Source organism: Nocardia sp. KT25-26, from assembly GCF_056627695.1.
This window is the reverse complement of the sequence record NZ_CM152813.1, coordinates 4,917,512-4,941,438: the sequence shown is the minus strand read 5'-3', so window position 1 is coordinate 4,941,438 and position 23,927 is coordinate 4,917,512. Positions and strand designations below refer to the sequence as shown.

General features: G+C 69.2%; 22 protein-coding genes, 1 tRNA gene and 2 pseudogenes. 11 read left to right on the top strand and 14 right to left on the bottom strand.

Going from position 1 to position 23,927, the window contains the following annotated elements:
- The gene (locus AC1HFH_RS22420; RefSeq protein WP_480244751.1) at positions 1-675 is read left to right on the top strand and encodes a hypothetical protein; all 675 of its coding nucleotides are present in this window, start codon (positions 1-3) and stop codon (positions 673-675) included.
- Positions 676-691: 16 nt separating this feature from the next.
- On the opposite strand, the gene AC1HFH_RS22415 is transcribed toward AC1HFH_RS22420, so the two are convergent.
- From AC1HFH_RS22415 to AC1HFH_RS22400, 4 genes are all read right to left on the bottom strand, one after another.
- A complete protein-coding gene (locus tag AC1HFH_RS22415; protein ID WP_480244750.1) occupies positions 692-1,882 on the bottom strand; it encodes a TetR/AcrR family transcriptional regulator in 1,191 nt (396 codons plus the stop codon).
- Positions 1,883-2,085: 203 nt separating this feature from the next.
- Positions 2,086-2,916: an MBL fold metallo-hydrolase gene (locus AC1HFH_RS22410; RefSeq protein WP_480244749.1), complete on the bottom strand. Its 831-nt coding sequence runs from the start codon at positions 2,914-2,916 to the stop codon at positions 2,086-2,088.
- Positions 2,916-3,479, bottom strand: coding sequence for a TetR/AcrR family transcriptional regulator (locus AC1HFH_RS22405; RefSeq protein ID WP_480244748.1), 564 nt, complete (start codon positions 3,477-3,479; stop codon positions 2,916-2,918). The genes AC1HFH_RS22410 and AC1HFH_RS22405 overlap by 1 nt, the downstream gene beginning before the upstream one ends.
- 143 nt (positions 3,480-3,622) lie before the next feature.
- Positions 3,623-4,168, bottom strand: a complete 546-nt coding sequence (locus AC1HFH_RS22400) for a histidine phosphatase family protein (RefSeq protein WP_480244747.1) — start codon at positions 4,166-4,168, stop codon at positions 3,623-3,625.
- Between the two features lie 71 nt (positions 4,169-4,239).
- Between AC1HFH_RS22400 and AC1HFH_RS22395 the strand changes: the two are divergent.
- The 6 genes and pseudogenes from AC1HFH_RS22395 to AC1HFH_RS22370 all read left to right on the top strand — a co-directional run.
- Positions 4,240-6,105: pseudogene (locus tag AC1HFH_RS22395) on the top strand (DEAD/DEAH box helicase); the annotation flags it as partial.
- Positions 6,106-6,480: 375 nt separating this feature from the next.
- A pseudogene (locus tag AC1HFH_RS22390) lies at positions 6,481-9,312 on the top strand (Lhr family ATP-dependent helicase); the annotation flags it as partial.
- A gap of 62 nt (positions 9,313-9,374) precedes the next feature.
- Positions 9,375-9,629, top strand: coding sequence for a type II toxin-antitoxin system Phd/YefM family antitoxin (locus tag AC1HFH_RS22385; protein WP_480247945.1), 255 nt, complete (start codon positions 9,375-9,377; stop codon positions 9,627-9,629).
- Positions 9,626-10,063, top strand: coding sequence for a type II toxin-antitoxin system VapC family toxin (locus tag AC1HFH_RS22380; RefSeq protein WP_480244746.1), 438 nt, complete (start codon positions 9,626-9,628; stop codon positions 10,061-10,063). The genes AC1HFH_RS22385 and AC1HFH_RS22380 overlap by 4 nt, the downstream gene beginning before the upstream one ends.
- A gap of 39 nt (positions 10,064-10,102) precedes the next feature.
- A complete protein-coding gene (locus AC1HFH_RS22375) occupies positions 10,103-10,909 on the top strand; it encodes a DNA-formamidopyrimidine glycosylase family protein (protein ID WP_480244745.1) in 807 nt (268 codons plus the stop codon).
- Positions 10,910-11,246: 337 nt separating this feature from the next.
- Positions 11,247-11,621 (top strand): SHOCT domain-containing protein, encoded by a 375-nt coding sequence (locus AC1HFH_RS22370; protein WP_480244744.1) that lies wholly within the window; start codon positions 11,247-11,249, stop codon positions 11,619-11,621.
- 62 nt (positions 11,622-11,683) lie between these two features.
- Here AC1HFH_RS22370 and AC1HFH_RS22365 read toward each other — a convergent pair whose 3' ends face one another.
- Positions 11,684-12,040 carry an SHOCT domain-containing protein gene (locus tag AC1HFH_RS22365; protein ID WP_480244743.1) on the bottom strand — a complete coding sequence of 119 codons (357 nt, stop codon included), beginning with the start codon at positions 12,038-12,040 and terminating at the stop codon, positions 11,684-11,686.
- Positions 12,041-12,053: 13 nt separating this feature from the next.
- On the bottom strand, positions 12,054-12,476 hold the full coding sequence (locus AC1HFH_RS22360; protein WP_480244742.1) for a DUF6325 family protein: 423 nt from the start codon (positions 12,474-12,476) through the stop codon (positions 12,054-12,056).
- 170 nt (positions 12,477-12,646) lie between these two features.
- On the opposite strand from AC1HFH_RS22360, the gene AC1HFH_RS22355 reads away from it, so the two are divergent.
- Positions 12,647-13,609 (top strand): TIGR00341 family protein, encoded by a 963-nt coding sequence (locus tag AC1HFH_RS22355; RefSeq protein ID WP_480244741.1) that lies wholly within the window; start codon positions 12,647-12,649, stop codon positions 13,607-13,609.
- Positions 13,610-13,661: 52 nt separating this feature from the next.
- On the opposite strand, the gene AC1HFH_RS22350 is transcribed toward AC1HFH_RS22355, so the two are convergent.
- Positions 13,662-13,735 (bottom strand) — tRNA-Met (locus tag AC1HFH_RS22350).
- 49 nt (positions 13,736-13,784) lie between these two features.
- Positions 13,785-15,329 (bottom strand): L-piperidine-6-carboxylate dehydrogenase, encoded by a 1,545-nt coding sequence (amaB, locus tag AC1HFH_RS22345; RefSeq protein WP_480244740.1) that lies wholly within the window; start codon positions 15,327-15,329, stop codon positions 13,785-13,787.
- 106 nt (positions 15,330-15,435) lie between these two features.
- On the opposite strand from amaB, the gene AC1HFH_RS22340 reads away from it, so the two are divergent.
- Both AC1HFH_RS22340 and lat read left to right on the top strand, forming a co-directional pair.
- A complete protein-coding gene (locus AC1HFH_RS22340; protein WP_480244739.1) occupies positions 15,436-15,888 on the top strand; it encodes an Lrp/AsnC family transcriptional regulator in 453 nt (150 codons plus the stop codon).
- Positions 15,889-15,953: 65 nt separating this feature from the next.
- Positions 15,954-17,291 (top strand): L-lysine 6-transaminase, encoded by a 1,338-nt coding sequence (gene lat, locus AC1HFH_RS22335; protein ID WP_480244738.1) that lies wholly within the window; start codon positions 15,954-15,956, stop codon positions 17,289-17,291.
- A 170-nt stretch (positions 17,292-17,461) separates the two neighbouring features.
- On the opposite strand, the gene AC1HFH_RS22330 is transcribed toward lat, so the two are convergent.
- The 4 genes from AC1HFH_RS22330 to AC1HFH_RS22315 all read right to left on the bottom strand — a co-directional run bounded on the left by AC1HFH_RS22330 (position 17,462) and on the right by AC1HFH_RS22315 (position 21,893).
- On the bottom strand, positions 17,462-17,806 hold the full coding sequence (locus AC1HFH_RS22330) for a hypothetical protein (RefSeq protein WP_480244737.1): 345 nt from the start codon (positions 17,804-17,806) through the stop codon (positions 17,462-17,464).
- Positions 17,807-17,926: 120 nt separating this feature from the next.
- A complete protein-coding gene (locus AC1HFH_RS22325) occupies positions 17,927-18,859 on the bottom strand; it encodes a patatin-like phospholipase family protein (RefSeq protein WP_480244736.1) in 933 nt (310 codons plus the stop codon).
- A 122-nt stretch (positions 18,860-18,981) separates the two neighbouring features.
- Positions 18,982-20,778 (bottom strand): acetyl/propionyl/methylcrotonyl-CoA carboxylase subunit alpha, encoded by a 1,797-nt coding sequence (locus tag AC1HFH_RS22320; RefSeq protein WP_480244735.1) that lies wholly within the window; start codon positions 20,776-20,778, stop codon positions 18,982-18,984.
- A 233-nt stretch (positions 20,779-21,011) separates the two neighbouring features.
- On the bottom strand, positions 21,012-21,893 hold the full coding sequence (locus tag AC1HFH_RS22315; RefSeq protein ID WP_480244734.1) for a sulfurtransferase: 882 nt from the start codon (positions 21,891-21,893) through the stop codon (positions 21,012-21,014).
- 142 nt (positions 21,894-22,035) lie between these two features.
- On the opposite strand from AC1HFH_RS22315, the gene AC1HFH_RS22310 reads away from it, so the two are divergent.
- Positions 22,036-22,866 (top strand): helix-turn-helix transcriptional regulator, encoded by an 831-nt coding sequence (locus AC1HFH_RS22310; protein WP_480244733.1) that lies wholly within the window; start codon positions 22,036-22,038, stop codon positions 22,864-22,866.
- On the opposite strand, the gene AC1HFH_RS22305 is transcribed toward AC1HFH_RS22310, so the two are convergent.
- Complete coding sequence (locus AC1HFH_RS22305) at positions 22,792-23,427, bottom strand: Maf family protein (protein ID WP_480244732.1); 636 nt, start codon at positions 23,425-23,427, stop codon at positions 22,792-22,794. The genes AC1HFH_RS22310 and AC1HFH_RS22305 overlap by 75 nt on opposite strands.
- 85 nt (positions 23,428-23,512) lie before the next feature.
- Entirely contained in the window at positions 23,513-23,842 is a 330-nt protein-coding gene (locus AC1HFH_RS22300) for an acyl-CoA carboxylase subunit epsilon (protein ID WP_480244731.1), read from the bottom strand.
- Positions 23,843-23,927 lie beyond the last annotated feature (85 nt).

Genomic DNA, 23,927 nt, shown 5'->3' with positions numbered 1-23,927 from the left:
ATGGCTGACAGCGAAAAGGTGGAGATCGGCAAGGCGGACGACGCAGGCGCAGACGCCGAGACGACAACTGCCGAACCCACTGCCCGCGCGGCAGGCGCGCCGGCATCCGGTGAGCCGCAACCTGCGAACGAGTCGGCCGGTCCGGCGGCAGATGCTCGGAACATCCTGTCTCGCAAGTTGATCGGTGTTGCCGCAGCGGCCGTTGTGCTGCTGGCCGCGGTCACCTCGGTTGCCGTGTATTACTTCGTGCAGAACGGCCGGTCGGAGGGGGTGCTGGCCGCACAGCAGGAGGCCCGTGCGGCCGCCTGCGCGTACGGGCCGGTGCTGGCCGACTACGACTCCGCGAACCTGGAACCTTACTTCGCCGCCGTGCTCGACGGCGCTACCGGCGACTGGAGGTCCGAGTTCGAGGACACCAGCAAGGAATTGCGCACCGTCCTGGCCGAGGGCGAAGTGGTGTCGAAGGTCGAGGACGTCCAGTGCGCGATCAAATCCGGTGACGAGTCCTCGGCGGAGGCCATCGTGGTGATCGGCCAGACCATCACCAGCGTGGGCACCCAGGGGCAGCCCGCCCGAGGACAGCTGTCGATGGTGCTGCGGATGTCGAAGACCGACGGCAAGTGGCTGGTGAACGACGTGAATTCGCCACTGGCAACCACACCCCCGGTTCCCTGACGAGGTGCGCGGCGGGTCAGCCCAGCAGGATGACCCGCATCAGCGCGGCGACCCGGGCCCGGTTGGACAGCTCGCTGTTCGGCCGCAGCCACCGGCCCAGATCCACGACCAGAGCGAACGCGGCATGGACGAGGACGCGGGCGCTCGCCTGCGTGAGTTCGGGCCGGGCCTGTGTCACCAGCTTCGCCCACTCCTCGACACTGAGCCGCTGGATGTTGCGCAGTACCGTGCGTTCGGCCTGCGGCACATTGGTGAACTCGGTGTAGTAGACGTAGGTCAGTTCCCGGTTCGCGAACGACCCCGTGACGTAGAGGTCGATCAGGGTGTCCAGTGCGGCTTGCGGACTGTCGGATTCGGCGATGGCCGGTCCGATGGAGCCGGACACCTGGTCTGCGGCGCGGCGGAAGGCGGATGCCAGGATGTCGCCCTTGCTGCGGTAGAACCGGTATACCGCCGAGGCTGCGGGCAGTTCGGCGGCTGCCGCGATGTCCTCCATGCTGACGTTCGGGTAGCCGTGCCGGTGGAAGAGGTCGATCGCCTGCTTCAGGATCAGCTCGTGTTTCAGGGTTGCCGGGAACTCCCGGGCTGTCCGGGGTTCCGGATCCGCGCCTGCGGGCGGCAGATCGGTGGCCAGGACGGTGCGGGCCGCCGAACGCAGCAGGGCGCTGAGGGTTCGTTCCGGCGCGGTGACGTGGTGGTCGGCGATGCTGCCGATCACGCTGATCGAGGCGGCGGCCAGCACCACCCGGTCACCGCTGTCGAGTTCGGGTCGTAGTTCGGCGAGTATGCTGCTGACGGTTCGCCAGGCGGTCTTCATCCGATCCAGCAGCAGCGTGTAGTCGTCGGGTTCCAGGTCCCGGTACTGCCACCGGACCAGGGCCGCACTGCGGCGGTTGGTGATCGAGTTGGTGATCAACGCGTCCAGGACGTGGTCCATCCGCTGCTCTGCCGGGGCATCCGCCAGTTCCGCCGGTACCTCGGCGGCATCGGCGACCGACTGGCCCAGCCGCAGCGCCTCCTCCTGGAAGATGGCGTACTTGCTGGGGTAGTGGCGGTAGAGCGCGGTGGAGCTGATGTCGAGCCGGGATGCGATGTCGCCCATGCTGACCCCGTGATAGCCGAGGGTGCTGAACGCCTCGGCCGAGGCGGCAGCGATCTGCGCGCGGCGGTTACGGGGGCGTCGCCGGACCGGCTTCTGGGCGTCCATGGCGCGATGATATCCCACTCCGGGGATGCGGAAACCGGGGTTGACGCCGATCTGTAGCAGATGAATGGAAGATCACAAAAGTTTGTTAACACTGAGCTAGGTGTGGTGGATATCTGGAATACGGTGAAGAATAACCACTCACATAGAGTGGGTTCTGGTGCCCTCCCGCCCGGCCGCCGGATGTTCGGCCGGGCGGGCGCGGGTCAAGCCGCGGTGCCCTGGAGTGCGCGGAGTTCGGCGGCGTTGTGCGCGGAGAACATCCGGATCCGGTCACCGTGCTCGCGGGTCAGTTCGCGCAACCGGTCCTGATTGTCGCGGCGTGCGGCGGCGACCGTCTGCACCATGTTCTCGAACGCGGTGATGCCCAGTGGCTGCCGGGGTTGTTCCGGATCGAGCCGACCGGGGTGGAAGTAGGCGTCCCCGGCGCTGAGCAGCCAGCCGTTCCCGGTGTCGACGGCCACGCCGGTGTGGCCGCGAGTGTGTCCGGCCAGCGGGATCAATGCGAGCTGCGGTAGGCCGTCCAGGGGTCGGACCGCCTCGAAACCGAACCAGGATTCACCCTGCTCGGAATAGCTGTGCCACTGCGGTCCGTGTGCGAAATGTGCCGGCCGGTAACGGAATTTCTCCTTGGGTCCGAAGACGCCGTCCAGGGCCCGCAGTTCGTCGGCGTAGACGTGCACCCGCGCCCGCGGGAAGTCGGCCAGGCCACCGGCGTGGTCCAGGTCCAGGTGGGTCAGCACGATATCGCTGACATCGGAGCGCCGGTAGCCGAGCGCTTCGACGCGCCCGACGGCCGTGTGGGCCGGGTCCAGGACCGGCGTGGTGAGCTGCAGGAAGCGGCGGCCCAGCCATTCCTCGGGCCGGATCGTGGCCTGTTCGCCGATGCCCGTCTCGATCAGCACCAGCCGGTCGTCCAGTTCGACGAGGACGCAGTGGCACACCATTTCGGCCCGGCGGAGCAGGCCGGGTGCCCCGTCGATCAGCGTGCCGCCGAGCGGGCGCATGGTGCCGCCGTCGAGGTGATGGATCCGCATCAGTTCAACTCCTGTTCCAGGATGGTGCGCAGCTGATCGGCGACCAGGTGCAGGGGAGTGAGGTCGCGCCGGGTGCGGGCCAGTAGCAGGGCGCCCTCGAGCATGGCCAGGCCCACCGTGGCGAGTTCGCCGGCCCGCCGGGCGGTCACGCCCTGGTCGAGCAGGAACTCCTCGATCGCCTGCCGCCACGATTCGAACCCCGCCGCACACGACTCGCGGATCTGCTCGCTCTCGGAACCGGCGTCGAGAGCGACGGTTGCCATCGGGCAACCCTGGCGGTAGTCGGATTCCACGAGGGTGGTTTGCAGGGTCGCGAACACCGCATCGATCCCACCCTGTCGTAGAGCCTGTGCCAGCGATTCGCGCAGCCGGTCGGCCGAGTGGGTCAGCGCCTCCGCGGCCAGCTGCTCCTTGCCGTCGGGGAAGTGGAAGTAGAACGAGCCCTTGGGCGCACCACCGGCGCTCACCAGCTGGTTGAGGCCGGTCGCGTGGTAGCCCTGGCGGTGGAAGAGATCGGCGGCGGCATCGATGAAGCGCTGCCGGGTGTCGGTGCGTGGGGGCATGCCGGAAACACTAGCTCAATTATGACGACCGGTCTAGTTAGTTCGATGCGCAAAAGGTGCCGCGGACGGCAGGACTCGTCCGTAGCCGGGTTCGGTCGGCGGGTGGGGCATCGGGCCACCACCGCGATCGGCACTGCGCCGGGTCAGCCGGGCAGGCGCAGTGTCCACTTCCCGCGATAATGCAGCCGGGTGCAGCAGGCGGGGGCGATTTCGATGCGCCAGAAGGCCTCGGCCGGTGCGTCGAGAGCGACCAGCAGCGCGGCCCGCACCAGCGCCGGATGAGTGACGGCCACCGTCGACTTCCCGGCCGAGGCGATCTCGGTCAGCAGGTACCGGGTGCGATCGATCAGCTCGGTCACCGTCTCGCCACCGTGGCCGCGGAATTCCGGATCGGTCAGCCAGACCAGCAGCTGGTCCTGCGGGAGTGCGGCCAGCTCGCTGCCCCGCCAGGAGCCGGCATCCAGATCGCGTAACCGATCGTCGCCGGTCCCGATCAGCCCGAGCACGTCAGCTGTATCACCGGTGCGCCGCTCCGGGCCGATCAGCACCCGGGCGCCCGGCATCGGCCGGCACCGGGCCACGGCGGCGCGCGCACCGGTGTCCAGCGGCTCGTCCACCGGGAATCGGGCTTTGCGCATCGCTTCGGTGGTGCCGTGACTGATCAGCTCCAACTCGACAAGTCGCCCCACGAGTGGCCAGCGTACGACCTCCGCCGTCGCACCGTGCGGACATGTCGGCCCTCGGGTGCACACTGGTCGGCATGGACCGGTTCTCCCCCGCCACCCGGCAGTGGTTCGACGGCGCCTTCGCCGCGCCCACGCCGGCGCAGCTCGGCGCATGGCGGGCGATCGCGGCCGGGGAACACACGCTCGTCATCGCCCCGACCGGTTCCGGTAAGACATTGTCGGCGTTCCTGTGGGCGATCGACCGGCTCGCCGGGCGGCCGGCGCCGGATCCGGGACAACAGCGCGGCACCGCCGTGCTGTACGTATCACCGCTGAAGGCCCTGGCCGTCGATGTGGAACGGAACCTGCGTGCCCCGCTGGCCGGGATCGCGCGCACCGCGAGACTCCTCGGCCAGGACCCGCCGGACATCACCGTCGGCGTGCGCTCCGGGGACACCACACCTGCCCAGCGCCGGGCCATGCAGCGCACACCGCCGGACATCCTGATCACCACCCCGGAATCGCTGTTCCTGCTGCTCACCTCGGCGGCCCGGGAAAGCCTCGCGCAGGTCGGCACCGTGATCGTCGACGAGGTGCACGCCATCGCCGGTACCAAACGCGGCGCCCACCTCGCGCTTTCCCTGGCCCGGCTGGACCGGCTCACCAAGCAGCCCGCCCAGCGGATCGGCCTGTCGGCGACGGTGCGGCCGCCCGAAGAGGTGGGCCGATTCCTGGTCGGTGCGGCGCCGATCACCATCGTGTCCCCACCGGCGCCGAAGACCTTCGACCTGTCGGTCCGGGTTCCGGTGCCGGATATGACCGACCCAGGGGACTCCGATCAGCCCGGTTCGATCTGGCCGCACGTCGATGCGGCCATCGTGGACTTGGTGCTCCAACATCGATCCTCGATCGTGTTCGCCAACTCCCGGCGGCTCGCCGAACGGCTCACCGCCCGGCTCAACGAGGCGTACGCCGAACGACTGGGTGAACCGGTCGACACCGAACACGCGCCCCCGGCGCAGCTCGGGCCGTCGACGGAGGTGGTACACGGTGCGGGCGCGCTGCTGGCCCGGGCCCACCACGGTTCGGTGAGCAAGGAACAGCGGGGACTGATCGAAGACGATCTGAAGAGCGGGCGGCTGCGCTGTGTGGTGGCCACCAGCAGCCTGGAACTGGGCATCGATATGGGCGCGGTGGACCTGGTCGTCCAGGTGGAGGCACCGCCATCGGTGTCCAGCGGCCTGCAGCGGGTCGGCCGGGCCGGGCATCAGGTGGGTGAGATCTCGCGCGGCGTGCTGTTCCCCAAACACCGCACCGACGTCATCCACTGCGCGGTCGCCGCCCAGCGGATGATCGACGGGTCGATCGAACGGCTGCAGATCCCCGCGCACCCGCTGGATGTGCTCGCCCAGCAGACGGTGGCCGCGTGTGCCCTGGATCCGCTCGATGCCGACGAATGGTTCGACACCGTGCGCGGTACCGGGAGCTATGCGCAACTGCCGCGGTCGGCTTACGAGTCGGTCCTGGACCTGCTGGCCGGTCGCTACCCGTCCGACGAGTTCGCCGAGCTGCGCCCCCGGATCGTCTGGGACCGCGATGCCGGGACCCTGACCGGTCGGCCCGGTGCCCAGCGGCTCGCGGTCACCTCCGGTGGTGCGATCCCGGACCGGGGCATGTTCGCGGTGTACATGGTCGGTGAGAAGGCCTCCCGGGTGGGTGAACTCGACGAGGAGATGGTCTACGAGTCGCGGGTCGGCGATGTGTTCGCTCTCGGTGCCACCAGCTGGCGGATCGAGGAGATCACGTTCGACCGGGTGCTGGTTTCCCCGGCGTTCGGGCTGCCCGGCCGACTGCCGTTCTGGCACGGCGACGGCCTGGGTCGGCCGGCCGAACTCGGAGCCGCCCTGGGCGAATTCGTCCGCCGCACCGGCCGGGTCTCGGCCGGCCAGCTGTCGGCGCTGCTGCTCGATCCCGAAACGGCTGCGGCTTCGACCGGTGCGCAGGCCGCTCCGCACGGCCCCGACCGGCGGCAGCCTCTCGACACCCGGCCCGTCCGCACCACCGGCCCGGGCTCCGGGGCACCGACAGGCTCCGGCCGGAGGACCGAACCCGACGGCAGCACCGCCGAACCCGCCTCGGCAGGCGGAGAATCCGGTGGGCCGGAATCGTCGGGTCGGCACGAGCCGCCGATCGGCCGTAGCACCTCCGAGGCACGGGCGGGCCGGGCAGCCGCCGCCCCGGCATCGGCGCGCCGGGCCCGGACCGCGACGGCCGCGATGCCGGAAACGTCGAGCTCCGGCCCGGTCGCCGAGCTGCGTGAAGTGATCACGACGGCGGGGCTGGATACGAACGCGACCGCCAATCTGATCGCATTGCTGGACGAGCAGCGCAGCGCGACCGGACAGCTGCCGACCGATCGCACCCTGATCGTGGAACGATTCCGCGACGAACTCGGTGACTGGCGGCTGGTACTGCATTCCCCGTTCGGCACCCCGGTGCACGCCCCGTGGGCGCTGGCCGTCGGTGCGCGGCTGCAGGAACGGTTCGGAGTGGATGCGGCCCCCACTGCGGCAGACGACGGCATCGTGGTGCGCCTGCCCGACACCACCGACGATCCGCCGGGTGCCGAGCTGTTCGTCTTCGAACCCGACGAGATCGACGAGATCGTCACCGAACAGGTCGGCGTCTCGGCGCTGTTCGCCTCGCGGTTCCGGGAGTGCGCCGCCCGGGCGCTGCTGCTGCCGCGCCGCGACCCCGGGAAGCGGGCCCCGCTGTGGCAGCAACGGCAGCGCTCGGCGCAGTTGCTCGATGTGGCCCGCAAGTTCCCCGACTTCCCGATCCTGCTGGAGACCGCCCGGGAATGCCTGCGCGACGTCTACGATCTGCCGGCCCTGCACGATCTGCTGACCCGGGTGGCGGGCCGGAAGGTGCGGTTGGTCGAGGTGGAGACCCCGGCACCGTCGCCGTTCGCCAATGCGCTGCTGTTCGCCTATATCGGGCAGTTCGTCTACGAGGGCGACAACCCGCTGGCCGAACGCCGGGCCGCGGCGCTGTCACTCGATTCCGGTCTGCTGGCCGAACTGCTCGGCCGGGTGGAGCTGCGGGAACTCCTGGACCCGGCCGTGCTGAACCGCACCGAACAGGAGCTGCAGCGGCTGACCCCGGAACGCCGGGCCCGTGATGCCGAGGGCCTGGCCGATCTGCTGCGGCTACTCGGTCCGCTCACCCCGGCCGAAGCTGCGCAACGGTGCACCGCGCCCGATGGCGACGAGGTCGATGCCGGACAGCCGGAAACGGCGCTCGCTGTCGGTTCCGCCGGCAGCGTCGGATCGGCGGGCGCCTCGAACGGCAGCGTGCCCGGAAACGGCACCGGCCATGTCGACCTCGTCGCCGCTCGGGCATCGGCCTGGTTCGAACAGTTGCGCCGTGACAAACGTGCCATGCGGGTGTCCTTCGCCGGACACGAATGGTGGGTGGCGATGGAGGATGCCGCCCGCCTGCGGGATGCGCTGGGTGTTCCGCTGCCGGTCGGGGTGCCGGACGCGTTCCTGGAGCCGGTGCCGGACCCGCTCGGTGACCTGGTGGGCCGCTTCGCCCGTACTCATGCACCGTTCCGGACCGAAACCGTCGCCCATCGGTTCGGTATCGGCCCGGCGGTGGCGGCCACCGCGCTGCACCGGCTGCTCGCCGAGAAACGGGTGGTGGAAGGCGAATTCACCCCGGGTGCGATGGGGACCGAATGGTGCGACACCCAGGTACTGCGCCGGCTGCGGCGCCGGTCCCTGGCCGCCGCCCGGCACGAGGTGGAACCGGTCGCCACCGCGGCCCTGGCCCGCTTCCTGCCCACCTGGCAGCATGTCGGTACCGCGTCGTTGCGCGGCGTCGACGGTGTCGCGACTGTCGTGGAACAGCTGGCCGGGGTGCCGATTCCGGCGTCCGCCTGGGAAGCGCTGGTGCTGCCGATGCGGGTGCGCGACTACACGCCCGCCCTGCTGGACGAACTGATGGCGACCGGTGAAGTGCTCTGGTCGGGGCACGGCGCGATCACCGCCAAGGACGGCTGGATCGCCTTGCACCCGGCCGATCAGGCGCCGTTCACCCTGCCGCCGGTCGACGATATCGAGTTCACCGATGTGCAACTGAGCATCCTGGCCGCCCTCGGTGCCCGGCTGGAGCCCGCGCCCGGTCATCCGGACACGGCCCCAGCGCCCCCTGACGGCCTGCACGGCGCCGGGGGTGCCTACTTCTTCCGGCAGCTGGCCGATGCCTGCGGACTCGACGACGACAAGGCGGCCGGGGAGGCGCTGTGGCAGCTGGTGTGGGCGGGCTACCTCGCGGGCGATACCTTTGCACCGGTACGGGCGCTGCTGTCCGGACCGGCCCGCACCGTCACCGCGCACCGGGCGCCGCGGCGGGCGCCCCGCGGCCGTGCCTACCTGCCCCATCGAGCACCGGCCCGGTCCGCGGCACCCACCCTGGCCGGCCGCTGGTCTCTGCTGCCCGACCGGATCACCGATGCCACGCTGCGTGCCCATGCCACCGCCGATCAATTGCTGGAGCGCTACGGCGTACTGACCCGTGGCGCGGTGCAGAGCGAAGGGGTTCCCGGCGGTTTCGCGCTGATGTACCGGGTCCTCACCGAATTCGAAGACCGTGGCCGCTGCCGCCGCGGCTATTTCGTGGATTCGCTCGGCGGAGCCCAGTTCTCCACCACCGAGGTGGTGGATCGGCTGCGCGCCTTCGACACCGAGGCCGACCCGGGCGGCCGACGCACCACGCGCGACCACGACGCACCCAACGCCCTGGCAATGGCAGCGTGTGACCCGGCCAACCCGTACGGCGCCGCGTTGCCCTGGCCGAAAAACGCGGGCGACGGAGGCCACCGGCCCGGACGTAAGGCCGGTGCCCTGGTCGTCCTGGTCGCCGGCGAACTGGTCCTCTACCTGGAGCGCGGCGGTAAGACCCTGCTGACCTTCACCGAGGACCCGGCGGCCCGGGAATCCGCCGCCCGCGCCCTGGCCGCCCTGGTGCACGATCGCCGCGTCGAATCCCTGGTGATCGACCGCGTGAACGGCGAATCGGTGCACGGCAGTACCGCCGCCGGGTTTCTCACCGATGCAGGCTTCGCCACCACGCCGCGCGGCCTGCGGTTACGCCGGCAGATGTGATGAGCTGTCCAACGTAGTGTGGCTATAATTTGACAATCAAATATGTCCACTTAGGAGTTGTGATGGAGATCGGCATACGCGAGCTGCGAGACCACCTGAGTCGACACCTGACCGAAGTACGAGCAGGGCGCACGCTGACCGTGACCGACCACGGCCGCCCGGTGGCGCGTTTGGTCCCGGTCGAAACATTGTCGCCACTCGAACGACTGCGCGAGGCGGGGCGGATCCGACCGGCCACGCAGCGCAAGTTGCCTGCTCCGACACCGATCCGGACCGCAGGCAGCGTGAGTGAACTCATCGATGAGCAACGGCGGTGATCGGATACCTGGACACCTCGGCGGTTATTCCCCTGCTGATCGAGGAAGTTGCCAGCCACTCGTGCAACGTGTTCTGGAACACGGCCGATGCTGTCGTATCCAGCCGCGTCATGTATATCGAAGCTGCTGCTGCGCTGGCGCAGGCACATCGGATGACGCGTATCGATACCGAACAGCACACGGCGGCCCGGAACCTGCTGGACACGCTGTGGCAGCAATTGGAGGTCATCGATTTCGACGATGACTTCGTCCGAACCGCGGGTGATCTGGCCTTCCAGCACGCACTGCGCGGGTACGACGCCGCTCACTGCGCTGCAGCGACATTGGTGGACGCGCCGGATACCGTGGCTGCATCAGGAGACAAACGATTGCTCGCCGCGTGGCGAACACTCGGTATCGCCACCTTCGACGTGAACAACCCCGACGAGGTGTGAAGGTCGAATCGAACGGTGGTGGCGGACAGGAGGCCGAGTATGCCCGAAGGGGACACCGTGTTCCGCACGGCGGCGCAGTTGCGTGATGCACTGGCCGGGCGGACCCTGACCCGCAGCGATTTCCGGGTACCGCGCTACGCCACCGTCGATCTCACCGGTGACCCGGTGGAATCCGTCGGCTCCTACGGCAAGCATCTGTTCATCCGCACCCCGCGGGCGAGCGTCCATACGCACCTGAAGATGGACGGCGAATGGTGGGTGTACCAGTGCGGGAGGCGCTGGACCCGCCCGCGCGTCGCCGCCCGGGTGGTGCTCGCCAACGACGAATCCGAAGCCGTCGGATTCGATCTCGGGGTGGTCGAAGTGCTTGCCCGCGACGCGGAACACCGGGTGACCGACCCGCTCGGCCCGGACCTGCTGGCGCCGGACTGGGACCCTGTCGAGGCCCGGCGCCGGCTGGCGGCCGACCCGGATCGGCCGATCGGGCTCGCCCTGCTCGACCAGCGCAATCTGGCCGGAATCGGCAATATCTACCGCAGCGAGATCTGCTATCTGCGCCGCGTTCATCCGGCCACTCCGGTCGCTGCCGTGCCCGCCCTGCCCGCGCTGGTCGACGAAGCACACCGTGTCCTCGGCCGGGCCGCCCACGAACCCCCGTGGCGACCGTTCGTCTACCGCCGAACCGGTCGACCCTGCCGGCGCTGCGGCACCCGGATCCGCTCCCGCCTGCTCGGTTCCGACGCGCATCTCGCCGCCACCCCGCCGGGCCCCGCCGACCGCATCCTGGAACGCGAACGCGGCATCTACTACTGCCCGACCTGCCAGCCCGCCCCGGATCTGACTTGACCCGTCCCGACCCGACCAGCAGGCTCCGCCCACGCAGCCGCTGTCTGCAGAGCCGGCTCGCTCGGCGAAGCGGAATGGAACGACAGGTGCGGCGGGGTCTGCTGCCGCATCAGTTGATGTGTCGCTGGTCGGTGTCGAGCGGTTGGACGCTGAGGAGGATCTTGTGCTGTGCCGACTTTCGGACGCAGCGTACCGTCGGCAATGCCGATCCGGATTACCGGTTGGTGTGCTTGCGGTTCGGTGATTTCACCTGGGTTTATCGCCCCACCGGAGTTATCGTGCTCTAATGCATTGATCGGTTCGGTAGCCGGGCCGGAAAATTGACCATAGGAGCGACATGTCTTTCTGGGAAGTCCTCTGGCTCATCATTGTCAGCTTTGCGTTCGTCGCCTATCTGATGATGCTCTTCATGATCATCGTCGACCTGTTCCGGGACCGGGAGACCTCCGGCTGGGTCAAGGCGATCTGGATCGTCGCGCTGATCTTCCTGCCACTGCTCACGGCCATCGTCTACCTGATCGCCCGAGGTCGCGGTATGGCCGAGCGTTCGGCGGCGGCCGAACAGCAGGCCGTCGACGCCACCAATTCCTACATCAAGGACGTCGCGGGCAGTAATCCGGCGACGCAGATCGCGGACGCCAAGAAGCTGCTCGACTCCGGCTCCATCACCCAGGACGAATTCGAGCGATTGAAGGCGAAAGCGCTTTCCTGACGAATGCACGACAAATATCCGGACGCCGTAGCCGAGAGGTGGCGTCCGGATATTTTTCGCCGTCAGCCGAGCAATTGTGTCTTGGCCGCGGCGAATTCCTGGTCCGACAGCACGCCCGCCTTGTGGAGATCGGCCAGCTGCTGCAATTTCGCCACCAGATCCGTACCCTCCGCTGCCGGCGCGGCCGGTGCAGCGGGCGGCGCAGCGGGAGGGGGTGGTGGCGCCGGTTGCGGCGGATAGCCGTAACCGGGCGGTGGCTGCCTCTGCTGTTCGGTATAGGCCTGCTGCTCGGCCGCCCGGCGCTGGGCCCGGCGGTTCATGGCATTGCTGGTGGCGTTGGCGGTTCCGGTGATCACCGCTGTCCGGGCGATCGTGCCCAGCAGCCCGGGCCGGCCGACGCGCGGTCCTCCCAACGGCATGGGTTGTCCCTTTCTAGGTGGCGGCCAGGGCCGCTTCGACGGCATCGCGCGGAATCTGGACGTGCAATGAGACCTCGCCGCCCGCCCCGCGGACCTGGCCGGCGAGCTGCCGGGCCCAGGTTTCCTCGTAGACGATCACCACAGCCGCGGAGCCCGGCGCTATCGACTCGCGGACGACCACCAGATCGTCGTCGCTGATCAGGGTCCGGCTGTCCACCGGGATACCGGCCAGGCCGGAATCGGCGGGTAGTGCATCGATCTCGGTCTCGGTCAGGTTGCCCTGTTCGTCCTTGCGGAGGAAGACGAGGTCGACGATGGTGACGTAGCCGCGATCGGCGACCTCGCGCAGCGCCGTGGTCACCGCACCGTCGACACGGGTCCCGGGGAACTCGAGCACGACCAGTTCGACCGGTCCGAAGGTGGGGGAGTCTGCCATGCAGCCATGGTGTCCGGTCGCCGTGCCGGACGGACTCACCCGTTCGGGGTGAAATCCGCGCCGGAGCTGTTCGGCGTCCGGTTCGTCCGGGCAAAATCCCGGATCAGTGCCCCGATTCCGGCCGGACGTGCCGGCCGTGACGGCGCAACCTTGCAGAAGGGCGGTCTGTCGTGCACTACGTGGTACCGGATACGCAGCGCCGGAGCATCGATGAACTGGTCGACAAGCTGGATATCGCCGGTGGCGGCCGGGACAAGTTGTCGGGGTACTGGCTGATGCTGGTGCTGTCGGGGGTCATCGCGGTGTCGGGGGTGATCGCCGATTCGACGGCCACGGTGATCGGCGCGATGATCGTCGCCCCGCTCTCGGCCCCGATACTCGGGATCGGGCTGGGTATCGCGACCGACCGGTCCGGCCTGATCGGCCGCAGCCTCGTGCTGGTGTTCGCCAGCGTGGTCGTGGTGGTGGCGTTGGGCTTCCTGTTCGCGCTGTTGCTGCCGAACCCGGTGAACGTTCTCGGCAACTCTCAGGTCACCGGCCGGACGTCGCCGACGCTGATGGATCTGACCGCGGCCATGGCCACCGGTTTCGTCGGGGCGATCGCGATCACCCGCCGCGACGTCGGCGATGTCCTTCCCGGCGTCGCGATCGCCATCTCGCTGGTTCCGCCGCTCGGGGTGATCGGGGTGTGCCTCGGCGCCGGCTCGGTGGAGCAGGCGCTGGGTGCGCTGGTGCTGTTCGCGTCGAATGTGCTCGCGTTGATCATCACCGCGACGTTGATCATCGTCGGAGTCGGCTATGCCCGGAGTCCGGAACTGCGCAGGACCCGCCGCAAGCGTGCCTATGTGGTGCTGGCGGTCCTGTTGGTGCTGGTGATCGCGCCGATGGTGGTGAACTCCATGGCGTCGTTGTGGACCCGCCAGATCGGCCACGCCGCGCGCGACTGGCTGGACGACACCGCGGGTGCCGTGGTCACCGATGTGTCGTTGAGCAGCGGCACCGCGACGGTGGCGGTACTGGGCCCATCGGACCTGCCGCCGGTCGCTGATCTGCAAAAGCAGGTCGACCGGATACTGCCCTGGAATCCGAAGGTCGTCGTCGTGCACACCGTCGGCAAGGAGCTGCCGGATTAGCTGCACAGCAGAACGGCCCGGAACCGAACTGGTTCCGGGCCGTTCTGCCTAGTAGCGGGGGCAGGATTCGAACCTACGACCTCTGGGTTATGAGCCCAGCGAGCTACCGAGCTGCTCCACCCCGCGTTGCAAAGACAACTTTACACGCCGGTGGTCGGACACCCAAACCGGCAGGTCAGCCACCGAATTCGATGCCCTGGGCGAGGGGTAGCCCGGTCGAGTAGTTGATCGTGTTCGTCGCCCGCCGCATATACGCCTTCCAGGCGTCCGAGCCGGATTCCCGACCGCCACCGGTGTGCTTCTCCCCGCCGAATGCGCCGCCGATCTCGGCGCCGGAGGTGCCGATGTTCACATTGACGATCCCGCAGTCGGAGCCGTCGGCGGCCAGGAAGCGCTCCGCCTCCCGCTGGTCGCCGGTGAAGACGGCCGACGAGAGCCCCTGCGGGACGGCGTTGTGCAGGTCGATCGCCTCGTCGAGGTCGTCGTATTCGAGCACGTACAGGATCGGCGCGAAGGTCTCCGTGCGGACCAGTGCGGTCTGGGCGGGCATCCGCACGATCGCCGGGGTCGCATAGAACGCGTCGGGGCCGATCAGCTCCACGCGCTCACCGCCGCAGACGATCTCGCCGCCTTCGGTGCGCGCTCGATCGAGGGCCTGCTGCATCGCGGCGTAGGCGTCGCCGTGGATGAGCGGTCCGACCAGGGTGTGCTCGTCCAGCGGATTGCCCACGCGCAGTTGCCGGTAGGCCCCGGCGAGGCGTGCGGTCAGCGATTCGGCGACCGATCGGTGCGCGATGAGCCGCCGCAAGGTGGTGCACCGTTGCCCCGCGGTGCCGGCGGCGGCGAACACGATGGCGCGGACCGCCAGATCCGGATCGGCCGTGGGCGTCACGACAGCGGCATTGTTGCCGCCCAGTTCGAGCAGGCAGCGCCCGAACCGGGCGGCCACCCGGGGGCCCACCGCGCGGCCCATGCCGACCGACCCGGTGGCGCTGAGCAGGGCGACCCGAGCGTCGTCGACCAGCCGTTCGCCGACCTCCCGCGGGCCCTGGATCAGCTGGTGTACTTCGGGATCCGCGCCTGCGGCGGCCGCGGCACGGCGGAGCAGAGTATGGCAGGCCAGCGCGGTCAGCGGGGTGGTCTCCGAGGGCTTCCAGACCACCGTGTCCCCGCACACCAGGGCGATCGCGGTGTTCCAGGCCCAGACCGCGACCGGGAAGTTGAATGCCGAGATCACCCCGACCACGCCGAGTGGATGCCAGGTCTCCATCAGCCGGTGACCGGGCCGTTCCGACGGCATGGTGCGCCCGTACAGCTGCCTGGACAGGCCCACCGCGAAATCGCAGACGTCGATCATCTCCTGGACTTCGCCCACGGCTTCGGCGGTGATCTTGCCCACCTCCAGGGTGACCAGCTCACCCAGTTCGCCGCGGTGCCGGCGCAGGAGTTCGGCGAACTGCCGGACCACCTCGGCCCGCTGCGGGGCGGGGACGGTCCGCCAGGTGCGGAATGCGTTGTCGGCGCGGGCGATCGCGGCATCACATGCGGCCGGGGTGGTGACCTCGAGGCTGGTCAGCGGGCCGCCGGAGATCGGTGTGCGGGCCACCAGCTCACCGGATTCCGGTTCCTCGGCGCCCAGTGCGTGCAGGAGCGCGCGGGCGCGCAGCGAAAGTTGTTCGGTGAAGTGGTCGGTGACGGTCCGGTTCATCTGCTGCTCCATCCGCTCAGCGGGAGTATTGGTACCGCGCACAACCTCGGGTGCGGTGTGGACGTGAACGAGTGGACGTTTCGGCCACGAGCGGCCGGACCTGAGTTAGCCTCCCCCAATGGCGGAGACACCGGGCAGACCCCCACTCGACGAAATCGATCGACTGCTGGTTCGGGAACTGGTCGCCGACGGTCGCGCCACCCTGTCGAATCTGGCCGAAAAGGCCAGTCTGTCGGTATCGGCGGTGCAGTCGAGGGTGCGCAGGCTCGAAGCGCGCGGGGTGATCCGCGGATACGCCGCGCTTGTGGACCCCGAAGCACTGGGCCAGTTGTTGTCGGCATTCGTGGCGATCACTCCTCTCGACCCGTCCCAGCCGGACGATGCACCCGCACTGCTGCAGCACATCCCGGGCATCGAGGCGTGCCACTCGGTGGCGGGGGAGGAGAGCTACGTCCTGCTGGTGCGGGTTGCCTCCCCGCGGCACCTGGAGCAACTGCTGCAGGAGATCCGGGCTACTGCCAATGTACAGACCCGCAGCACCATCATCCTGCAGACATTCTATGACAGGTAACGATCTGCCGTAACAAATCCACCACTTCGTGGAGTGCTCGATAAATTTTGCGTACGCTCGGTGGGGTGACCATCGAACTGGAGCGCCCCGGCGCGGCGGTCACCCCCGCCAACCGGGTACACGAGATCCTCGCGGCACACATCCTCGTCGACGGGTTCGACCTGGTGCTGGACCTGCACAAATCGCACGGCCGCACCCTCATCGACGCCCGGGACGGCACCGCCTACCTGGACATGTTCGGCTTCTTCGCATCCAACGCCCTGGGGGTGAACCATCCCGCCCTGGCCCGCGACGAGAAGTTCCGTACCGAACTCGCCACGGCGGCGGTGAACAAGCCGAGCAACTCCGATATCTACACCGTCGAGATGGCACGGTTCGTGGACACCTTCGCCCGGGTGCTCGGCGATCCGCAGCTGCCACATCTGTTTCTGATCGACGGCGGCGGGCTCGCCGTCGAGAACGCCCTCAAGGTCGCGTTCGACTGGAAGAGCCGACACAACGAGCGGCACGGCCGCTCACCCGGCCTGGGCACCCGGGTACTGCACCTGACCGGCGCCTTCCACGGGCGCACCGGTTACACCATGTCGCTCACCAACACCGATCCGGTGAAGACCGACCGCTTCCCCAAGTTCGACTGGCCGCGGCTGGATACGCCGTATCTCGGCGCCGGACCGGATGTCGAGGCGCTGGAGTCGATCGCCCTCGGCCAGGCCAGTGCCGCTTTCGCGGCCTACCCGCACGACATCGCCTGCTTCATCGCCGAGCCGATCCAAGGCGAGGGCGGCGACCGGCATCTGCGGCCGGAGTTCCTGCAGCGCATGCAGGAGCTCTGCCACGCCCACGATGCGCTGTTCGTTCTGGACGAGGTGCAGACCGGGGTCGGTACCGCCGGTAGCGCCTGGGCCTATCAGCAGCTCGGGCTGGCGCCGGATGTGGTCGCCTTCGGCAAGAAGGCCCAGGTGTGCGGGGTGATGGCGGGTGGCCGGGTGGACGAGGTACCCGACAACGTCTTCGCCGTGGGTTCCCGGCTGAACTCCACCTGGGGCGGCAATCTCACCGATATGGTGCGGGCGCGGCGCATTCTCGAGGTCCTGGAAGCCGACGATCTGATTCCGAAGTCCCGTCGGCTCGGCCGGTATCTGCTCGGCCAGCTGCATGAACTGGCCGAGCTGCATCCCGCTGTCGTTTCCGACCCCCGCGGGCGCGGCCTGATGTGCGCCTTCACCCTCAGCACCGCGGAACTGCGGGATCGGGTCGTGGCCGCCCTGCGCGAGGTGGAACACGTGCTGATCCTGGGCACCGGTGAACGCAGCATCCGCTTCCGCCCACCGCTCACCGTCACCGAGGAGGAACTGGGCCGCGCCCTCGACGCGATCGATCGGGTGCTGACCGGGCTGGAGTGACGTGCGGTGCGGGCCCGTGATTCGTTCGCACGTGAACAGCTGTCGACCAATCGTCCGGTGCAGCCCTGCAGCAGTTCGCGGCGAGCTGTGCACACCGCCCGAGGGGGCGGTGTTCGGGCAGTTGCTGCCCCAGGGGAGCGATTGCGCGAGCGGACTGGCTGCGCCCGTTCTCACGCGCGGTGCGGTGTGCGCCCCAGTGCGCCGGTGACGAAGCGTTCCACCGCCGTGAATGCGGCATCGAGCGCCGGTTCCCCGCCGGGCCGGGACCAGCCGGAAAGCGCCGCGTCCATATCGCCCTCCGGTGTCACCCCGACCTCGGCGACCAGTTCCGCGGTCGTCGGCTCGCACACCGCCCACGACAGATGCGTCTCGTCCGCCCACTGCCGGGCACGGGTGGCCACGTACTCGGGGTCGGTGATCCCCCCGTCGGCCAGCGCGGGGCGGTCGTCGATGCGCTCGTCGGCCCGCAGCGCTCGCAGATACCACGCGCCGATATTGATCTCGATGGGTTCCACCGGATGATTATCGCGTGCCGGGGTACTCGGGATTCTCATCAGGCCGGGTGAGCACGTATCTGGTCACGGTGGCCGTCGGGGCGATCAGTTCGCCACCCGACCGCCGCCGGTGGCGGTCGCTCAGGCTGCGTCGAGTGCGGGGGCCAAGGCCGCGTGCACGCTGCGCCGGCCGAAGTGCAGGGCGTGCGTGAGCAGCGTGGTGTCGCGGGTGGCGCTGCCTACCGGCGGGGCGTCCAGGGGTGGGTGGATCTGCAGGACGGTATCGCCGCGGGAGTCGATGAACTCGTCCTCGGCGGACTGCTGGTCCGGGCGGGCGGCCCAGGCGCGGTAGGCGCCGGGCGCGGTGGCACGCAGGTAGCCGCCGCCGACCAGGCGATGCAGCAGCGGGGCGGGTGGGCGCCGCTCGTCGGTGCGGCGGGTGCGCAGCACCAGGGCGTGGGTGGCCCCGCTCTCGACGGCCGTCCGGATCGGCACGCTCTCGGCGAGCCCGCCGTCGTAGTAGGTGGCGTCGCCGAGTCGGACCGGCGGGCCCGCCAGCAGCGGCAGGCCGGCGGAGGCGCGCAGGGCGGCCTTCAAGGTGACCTTGTCGACGATGTGCGGGTTCAGATCCACCGGCCGGCCGGTGCGGGTGTCGGTACCGATCGGGTGGAAGGTGGCCGGGCCCGCGAGGATGGCGTCGAAGTCCATCGGTTCGACGCCGTCGTAGACTTCGTTCACCAGATAGTTCAGGTCGAAGACCCGGCCACCGCGCAGAATCCGGGCCGGGTCGATGGCACGTCGCATGATCGCCGGGTCGGTCCAGGAGCGCATCCCGGTCTGCGCCCGCCCGCACAGCAGCCAGGCGCCGTTGATCGCGCCTGCCGAGGTGCCGTACACGGCGTCGAAGACCTGGGCCAGGCCCAGCTCTTCCAATCCCTGAACCATTCCGCTGGAATACACACCGCGGCTGCTGCCGCCCTCGATCACCAGCGCCAGCCGACAGCCGTCGTCGCGATGTCCGGAGACGTGGCGCTCCCGGATCAGTTCCAGAACCGGGGAGGAAGAACTGGTCACCGGTTCACGATACGACAGAGCAGGCGGTGGCATCCGTGCCACCGCCTGCTCCGGTCTCGTTTGTCGCCGAGTGTTCACCCGGCCGGCTGTTCGAGCCCGGCGAGCTACTCGGTCTCGGCGAGCTACTTGATCTCGGCGAGCACAGTGCCCTGGGTGATGGCGGCGCCGGCCTCCACCGACAGTCCGGTGACCACGCCGCCCTTGTGCGCGTTGACCGGGTTCTCCATCTTCATGGCCTCCAGGACCACCAGCAGATCACCGGCCTCCACGGTCTGGCCCTCCTCGACGGCCACCTTGACCACGGTGCCCTGCATCGGTGCGGTCACGGCATCACCGGAGGCGGCCCCGCCGCCGGCGCCACCACGCTTGCGCGGCTTCGGCTTCTTGCGCACGGCGCCGTTACCCGCCGAACCGACGGCGCCACCGCCCAGGCTGAACTGGCCGGGCAGCGAGACCTCGACCCGGCGGCCACCGACCTCGACGACCACGTTCTGCCGCGGCAGTTCCTCGTCCTCCTCGGCCGGCGCGCCCGCGGTGTAGGGCTCGACGGTGTTCTTCCACTCGGTCTCGATCCACTTGGTGTAGACCTCGAAGGACTCACCGTCTCCGATGAAGGCCGGATCGGACACGATCGCGCGGTGGAACGGGATGACCGTGGCCAGGCCCTCGACCTCGAATTCGGCCAGGGCGCGGCGGGCCCGCTCCAGGGCCTGGGTGCGGTTCTCGCCGGTGACGATCAGCTTGGCCAGCATCGAGTCGAACTGGCCGCCGATCACGCTGCCTTCGACGACACCGGAGTCCACCCGGACACCGGGGCCGGCCGGCTCCCGGTACACCTTGACCGGGCCCGGCGCGGGCAGGAAGTTGCGGCCTGCGTCCTCGCCGTTGATCCGGAACTCGAAGGAATGCCCACGCGGCGTGGGGTCCTCGGTGATCTCGAGCGCGTCACCGTTGGCGATGCGAAACTGCTGGCGCACCAGGTCGATGCCGGAAGTCTCCTCGGTGACCGGGTGCTCGACCTGCAGGCGGGTGTTCACCTCGAGGAACGACACGGTCTCGCCCTGCACCAGGTATTCGACGGTGCCGGCGCCGTAGTAGCCCGCTTCCCGGCAGATGCGCTTGGCGGACTCGTGGATCTTCGCCCGGACCTCGTCGGACAGGAACGGGGCCGGTGCCTCCTCGACCAGCTTCTGGAAGCGGCGCTGCAGCGAGCAGTCGCGGGTGCCGGCGACCACCACGTTGCCGTGCTTGTCGGCGATCACCTGCGCCTCGACGTGGCGGGCCTTGTCCAGGTATTGCTCCACGAAGCATTCGCCGCGACCGAACGCCGCAACGGCCTCGCGGGTTGCCGACTCGAACAGTTCGGGGATCTCCTCGATGGAGTGGGCCACCTTCATACCGCGGCCACCGCCGCCGAAGGCGGCCTTGATCGCGATCGGCACGCCGTACTGCTTCGCGAACTCCACCACCTCGTCGGCGCCGGCCACCGGGTCCTTGGTGCCGGCGGCCATCGGGGCGTTCGCGCGCTCGGCGATGTGCCGGGCGGTCACCTTGTCGCCGAGGTCCCGGATGGACTGCGGCGACGGGCCGATCCAGATGAGTCCGGCGTCGATGACGGCCTGGGCGAAGTCGGCGTTCTCCGACAGGAACCCGTAGCCGGGGTGGATCGCGTCGGCGCCCGACTTGGCGGCGGCGTCGAGGATCTTGTCGAACACGAGGTACGACTCGGCCGACGTCTGGCCGCCGAGGGCGAACGCCTCGTCGGCGAGCTTCACGAACGGTGCGTCGGCATCGGGCTCGGCGTAGACCGCGACGCTGCCGATACCGGCGTCCTTCGCCGCCCGGATCACGCGCACAGCGATCTCGCCTCGGTTGGCTACGAGTACCTTCGTGATCCGCGCGCTGGCATGGCTGGCCACTGAGCCTCCTGGTGCAATCTTCTTTGGTCGCTTCGCGGGAATGGGTCGCTCGAGCGGTGCCGCTGCCCCGAGGGGTAACGGATCACCGCGCAGGCTCCGCGCCCGGGTCGACATGTTTCGTCTCGGGCGAGTGTAGGCAGTCTGCCAACACAGCTCGAACTCGGCCGGGATTACCGCGCAGTAGGTGCTGCGTCACAATCCGGTCAGCCGTGTGATTGCGCCGCGGTGCAGGCTCAGGAACGGGTCGCGGGCGTGGTCTGCGGCGCCGCTCCGGGCGCCGTGCCCACGGCGATCGGCAGGCGGACGGAATTGCCCCATTCCGCCCAGGAGCCGTCGTAGTTGCGCACCCCGCTCCGGCCGAGCAGGAAGGTGAGGACGAACCAGGTGTGCGCCGCCCGCTCGCCGACCCGGCTGTAGACGATCACCTCGTCGGGCAGGTCCTGGTACAGCCGGTCCAGTTCGTCGCGGGAACGGAACCGGCCGTCCGGATGGCAGACCCGGGTCCACGGGATGTTCGTCGCGCCGGGAATGTGCCCGCCCCGCTGGGCCGCGTCGTTCGAGTCGCCGGCGTATTCCGCCTCGGACCGCACGTCGATCAACGGTCCGGCCAGGTGGGCGAGCACGTCGTCCCGGAAGGCCCGGGCGGTGCGATCGTCGCGATCGATCTGCGGATAGTCGCCCTGGATCCCGCGGGCCGTGTCGAAGGTGGTGTCGCGTTCCTCGGCGATCCAGGTGGTGCGCCCGCCGTCGAGCAGCCGGACGTCCGGGTGGCCGAAGAGGGTGAACAGCCAGGCGGCGTGCGCGGCCCGGGCATTGCCTCGGTCGCCGTAGATCACTACCGTGTCATCTCGCTGGATACCCCGGGTGCGCATCAGCTCGGCGAACCGGGCGCCGTCGATGTAGTCGCGGGTGACCGGGTCCTCGAGGTCGGTTCGCCAGTCGATCTTGATCGCTCCGGGTACGTGCCCGATATCGTAGAGCTGGACGTCTTCGTCGGCTTCCACGATCTTCAGGCCGGGCGCGCCGATGTTTGCCGACAGCCACTCCGTGGTTACCAATCGTTGTGGGTGTGCGTAGGACGCGAAGCCTGGGTGGGTATCCGGTGCGACGGGCACGATGGGGTCCTTAACGCGTGAGGTGGATTGGATACGGCACAGTTGTCTGTACCGCGATAGTAGGTGCGAATCACAATTCGGCCGATTGGTCGAATAAAGCGCATGAATATCCGATAAAGTCTCCGGAGAGGAGGGGTGAGCTATGTCCGAGTCTTGGCCACGGCGGCGACTGCTCGCGATCCTGCGTGGCGCCAGCGAGCCCCTCGATGCTCAGCAGCTCGCCAAGATCACCGGTCAGCATGTCACCACGGTACGGTTCCACCTCGACGTGCTCACCCGCGAGTCGCTGGTCCGGCAGTTCCAGCAACCGCCACGCGGCCGTGGCCGGCCCCGGATCGGTTATCGGGCGGTGCAACGCTCGGTCGGCTATCAGGAGCTCGCCCAGGTGCTGGCCGATCAGCTCGGCCCCGACGAGATCAGCCGGTCGGCGGCGGCATACGCGGCCGGACAGGCCTGGGGACGGCGCATCGACACGGTGGAACAGCCGGTGCAGACCCTGGCCGATGCCCGCGATCTCACCATTTCGCTGATGTCCGAACTGGGTTTCGCGCCGGAGAAGGACCCGGCGGTGCAGACTCCGGAGCACGTGGAGATCCGGCTGACCGCCTGTCCGCTGCGCGAACTCGCCCGCACCCACGCCGAAGTGGTGTGCGGAGTGCACACCGGGCTGATGAAGGAAGTGCTGGAGCGCAACGGGGCCAACGGGCGGGTGGATGTCCGCCTGCACCCGTTCGTGGAGCCGGAACTGTGTACCGCGCGACTCGAATTGATGCTGGCGGGGGATCGGCCGTCCGACGGGGCAACGGCCACCGAAGAGGCTCCGGAACCGACCGGGGTGCCGGTCGCCGGGCCGGACCCGGCGACCGTGGGGGAGACTGTCGAACCCCGGATCGAGCCGTCAGCCCGCCGGATTCCGCCACAGTTGCGTCACCCCGACGCCGACATCGTCGAGGAGCCGGCGCAGCAGCGGTAGGCCGATGCCGATGACCGAGGACGGATCGCCGTCGATCCGGTCGACGAACCAGCCGCCCAGCCCGTCCAGGGTGAAGGCGCCGGCCACCTGCAAGGGTTCGCCGGTGGCGATGTAGGCGTCCAGCTCGTCGGGTTCGGGCTTCGCAAAATGCACGGTGGTGGCGCTGCAGTCCACCGCCTCGGCGACGACCACGCCCGCATGCAGCCGTAGTACGCAATGGCCGGTGATCAGATCGGCGCTGCGGCCCGACATCTCCGCCCAGCGGGCCCGAGCCACCTCGGGTGCGTGCGGTTTTCCTTGCAGCACCCCGTCGACCAGCAGCATGGAATCACAGCCGACCACGACGCAGTCGCCGAGTGTGTCGCCGAGTCGGGCGGCGACATCGGTCGCCTTGGCGCGGGCGAGGGCCACGACGACCCGGTCGGGCGCGGTGCCCGCCGGTAGCGCCGCCGCGACGGCATCCTCGTCCACCTCGGAGACGTGCACGACGGGCTCGATCCCGGCCGACCGGAGCACTGCCCGGCGCGCGGGTGAAGCGGAGGCGAGCACCAGTGCCGTCACCGGGCGCGCCCCCGCGCTCGAAATCGCCGACCGTCCCCGGCGGATGTGCTCGGGGAACAGTCCGGATATTGCCTGCTCACCCGCGTCAGCGCAGGTGGGAGAGCAGCGGGTAGACGTACGGCGCGAACGGCGAGGTGCCGCGATGCATCAGGGTGGGGTTGCCCCAGGCATCGGCCGGGCCCCGATCGGCTTCCGTCGCCGAACCGGCGCCTGCGGTCAGCACGCACACCAGCGCGGCGATCTCCGCGTCGGTGGGGTTGCCCTTGAGGATGCGGATCGCCGGTCCGGTGGCTGCGGCCTGCTCCGCCGCCGGGGCTGGTGCCTCGGCCGGAACCTCGATCTCGGCCGCGATCGGGTCGACGGCGAGGTCCAGTTCGGCGGCGGTCAGCACATCTTCTTCTGCCACGGTCGTCACAGTGCCAGATCCTTCCTGCCGTCTCCGGGAGGTCGCCCCGGAGGATGGCGTGGTACTCGATGACAGCGCGGTTGACGCGAATCAT

What these genes read in the sequence shown, in the direction of transcription:
- AC1HFH_RS22420 (WP_480244751.1), top strand. Translation starts at nt 1, where the DNA reads ATGGCTGACAGCGAAAAGGTGGAGATCGGCAAGGCGGACGACGCAGGC.
- AC1HFH_RS22415 (WP_480244750.1), bottom strand. Translation starts at nt 1,882, where the DNA reads ATGGACGCCCAGAAGCCGGTCCGGCGACGCCCCCGTAACCGCCGCGCG.
- AC1HFH_RS22410 (WP_480244749.1), bottom strand. Translation starts at nt 2,916, where the DNA reads ATGCGGATCCATCACCTCGACGGCGGCACCATGCGCCCGCTCGGCGGC.
- AC1HFH_RS22405 (WP_480244748.1), bottom strand. Translation starts at nt 3,479, where the DNA reads ATGCCCCCACGCACCGACACCCGGCAGCGCTTCATCGATGCCGCCGCC.
- AC1HFH_RS22385 (WP_480247945.1), top strand. Translation starts at nt 9,375, where the DNA reads ATGGAGATCGGCATACGCGAGCTGCGAGACCACCTGAGTCGACACCTG.
- AC1HFH_RS22375 (WP_480244745.1), top strand. Translation starts at nt 10,103, where the DNA reads ATGCCCGAAGGGGACACCGTGTTCCGCACGGCGGCGCAGTTGCGTGAT.
- AC1HFH_RS22370 (WP_480244744.1), top strand. Translation starts at nt 11,247, where the DNA reads ATGTCTTTCTGGGAAGTCCTCTGGCTCATCATTGTCAGCTTTGCGTTC.
- AC1HFH_RS22365 (WP_480244743.1), bottom strand. Translation starts at nt 12,040, where the DNA reads ATGCCGTTGGGAGGACCGCGCGTCGGCCGGCCCGGGCTGCTGGGCACG.
- AC1HFH_RS22360 (WP_480244742.1), bottom strand. Translation starts at nt 12,476, where the DNA reads ATGGCAGACTCCCCCACCTTCGGACCGGTCGAACTGGTCGTGCTCGAG.
- amaB (WP_480244740.1), bottom strand. Translation starts at nt 15,329, where the DNA reads ATGGAGCAGCAGATGAACCGGACCGTCACCGACCACTTCACCGAACAA.
- AC1HFH_RS22340 (WP_480244739.1), top strand. Translation starts at nt 15,436, where the DNA reads ATGGCGGAGACACCGGGCAGACCCCCACTCGACGAAATCGATCGACTG.
- AC1HFH_RS22310 (WP_480244733.1), top strand. Translation starts at nt 22,036, where the DNA reads ATGTCCGAGTCTTGGCCACGGCGGCGACTGCTCGCGATCCTGCGTGGC.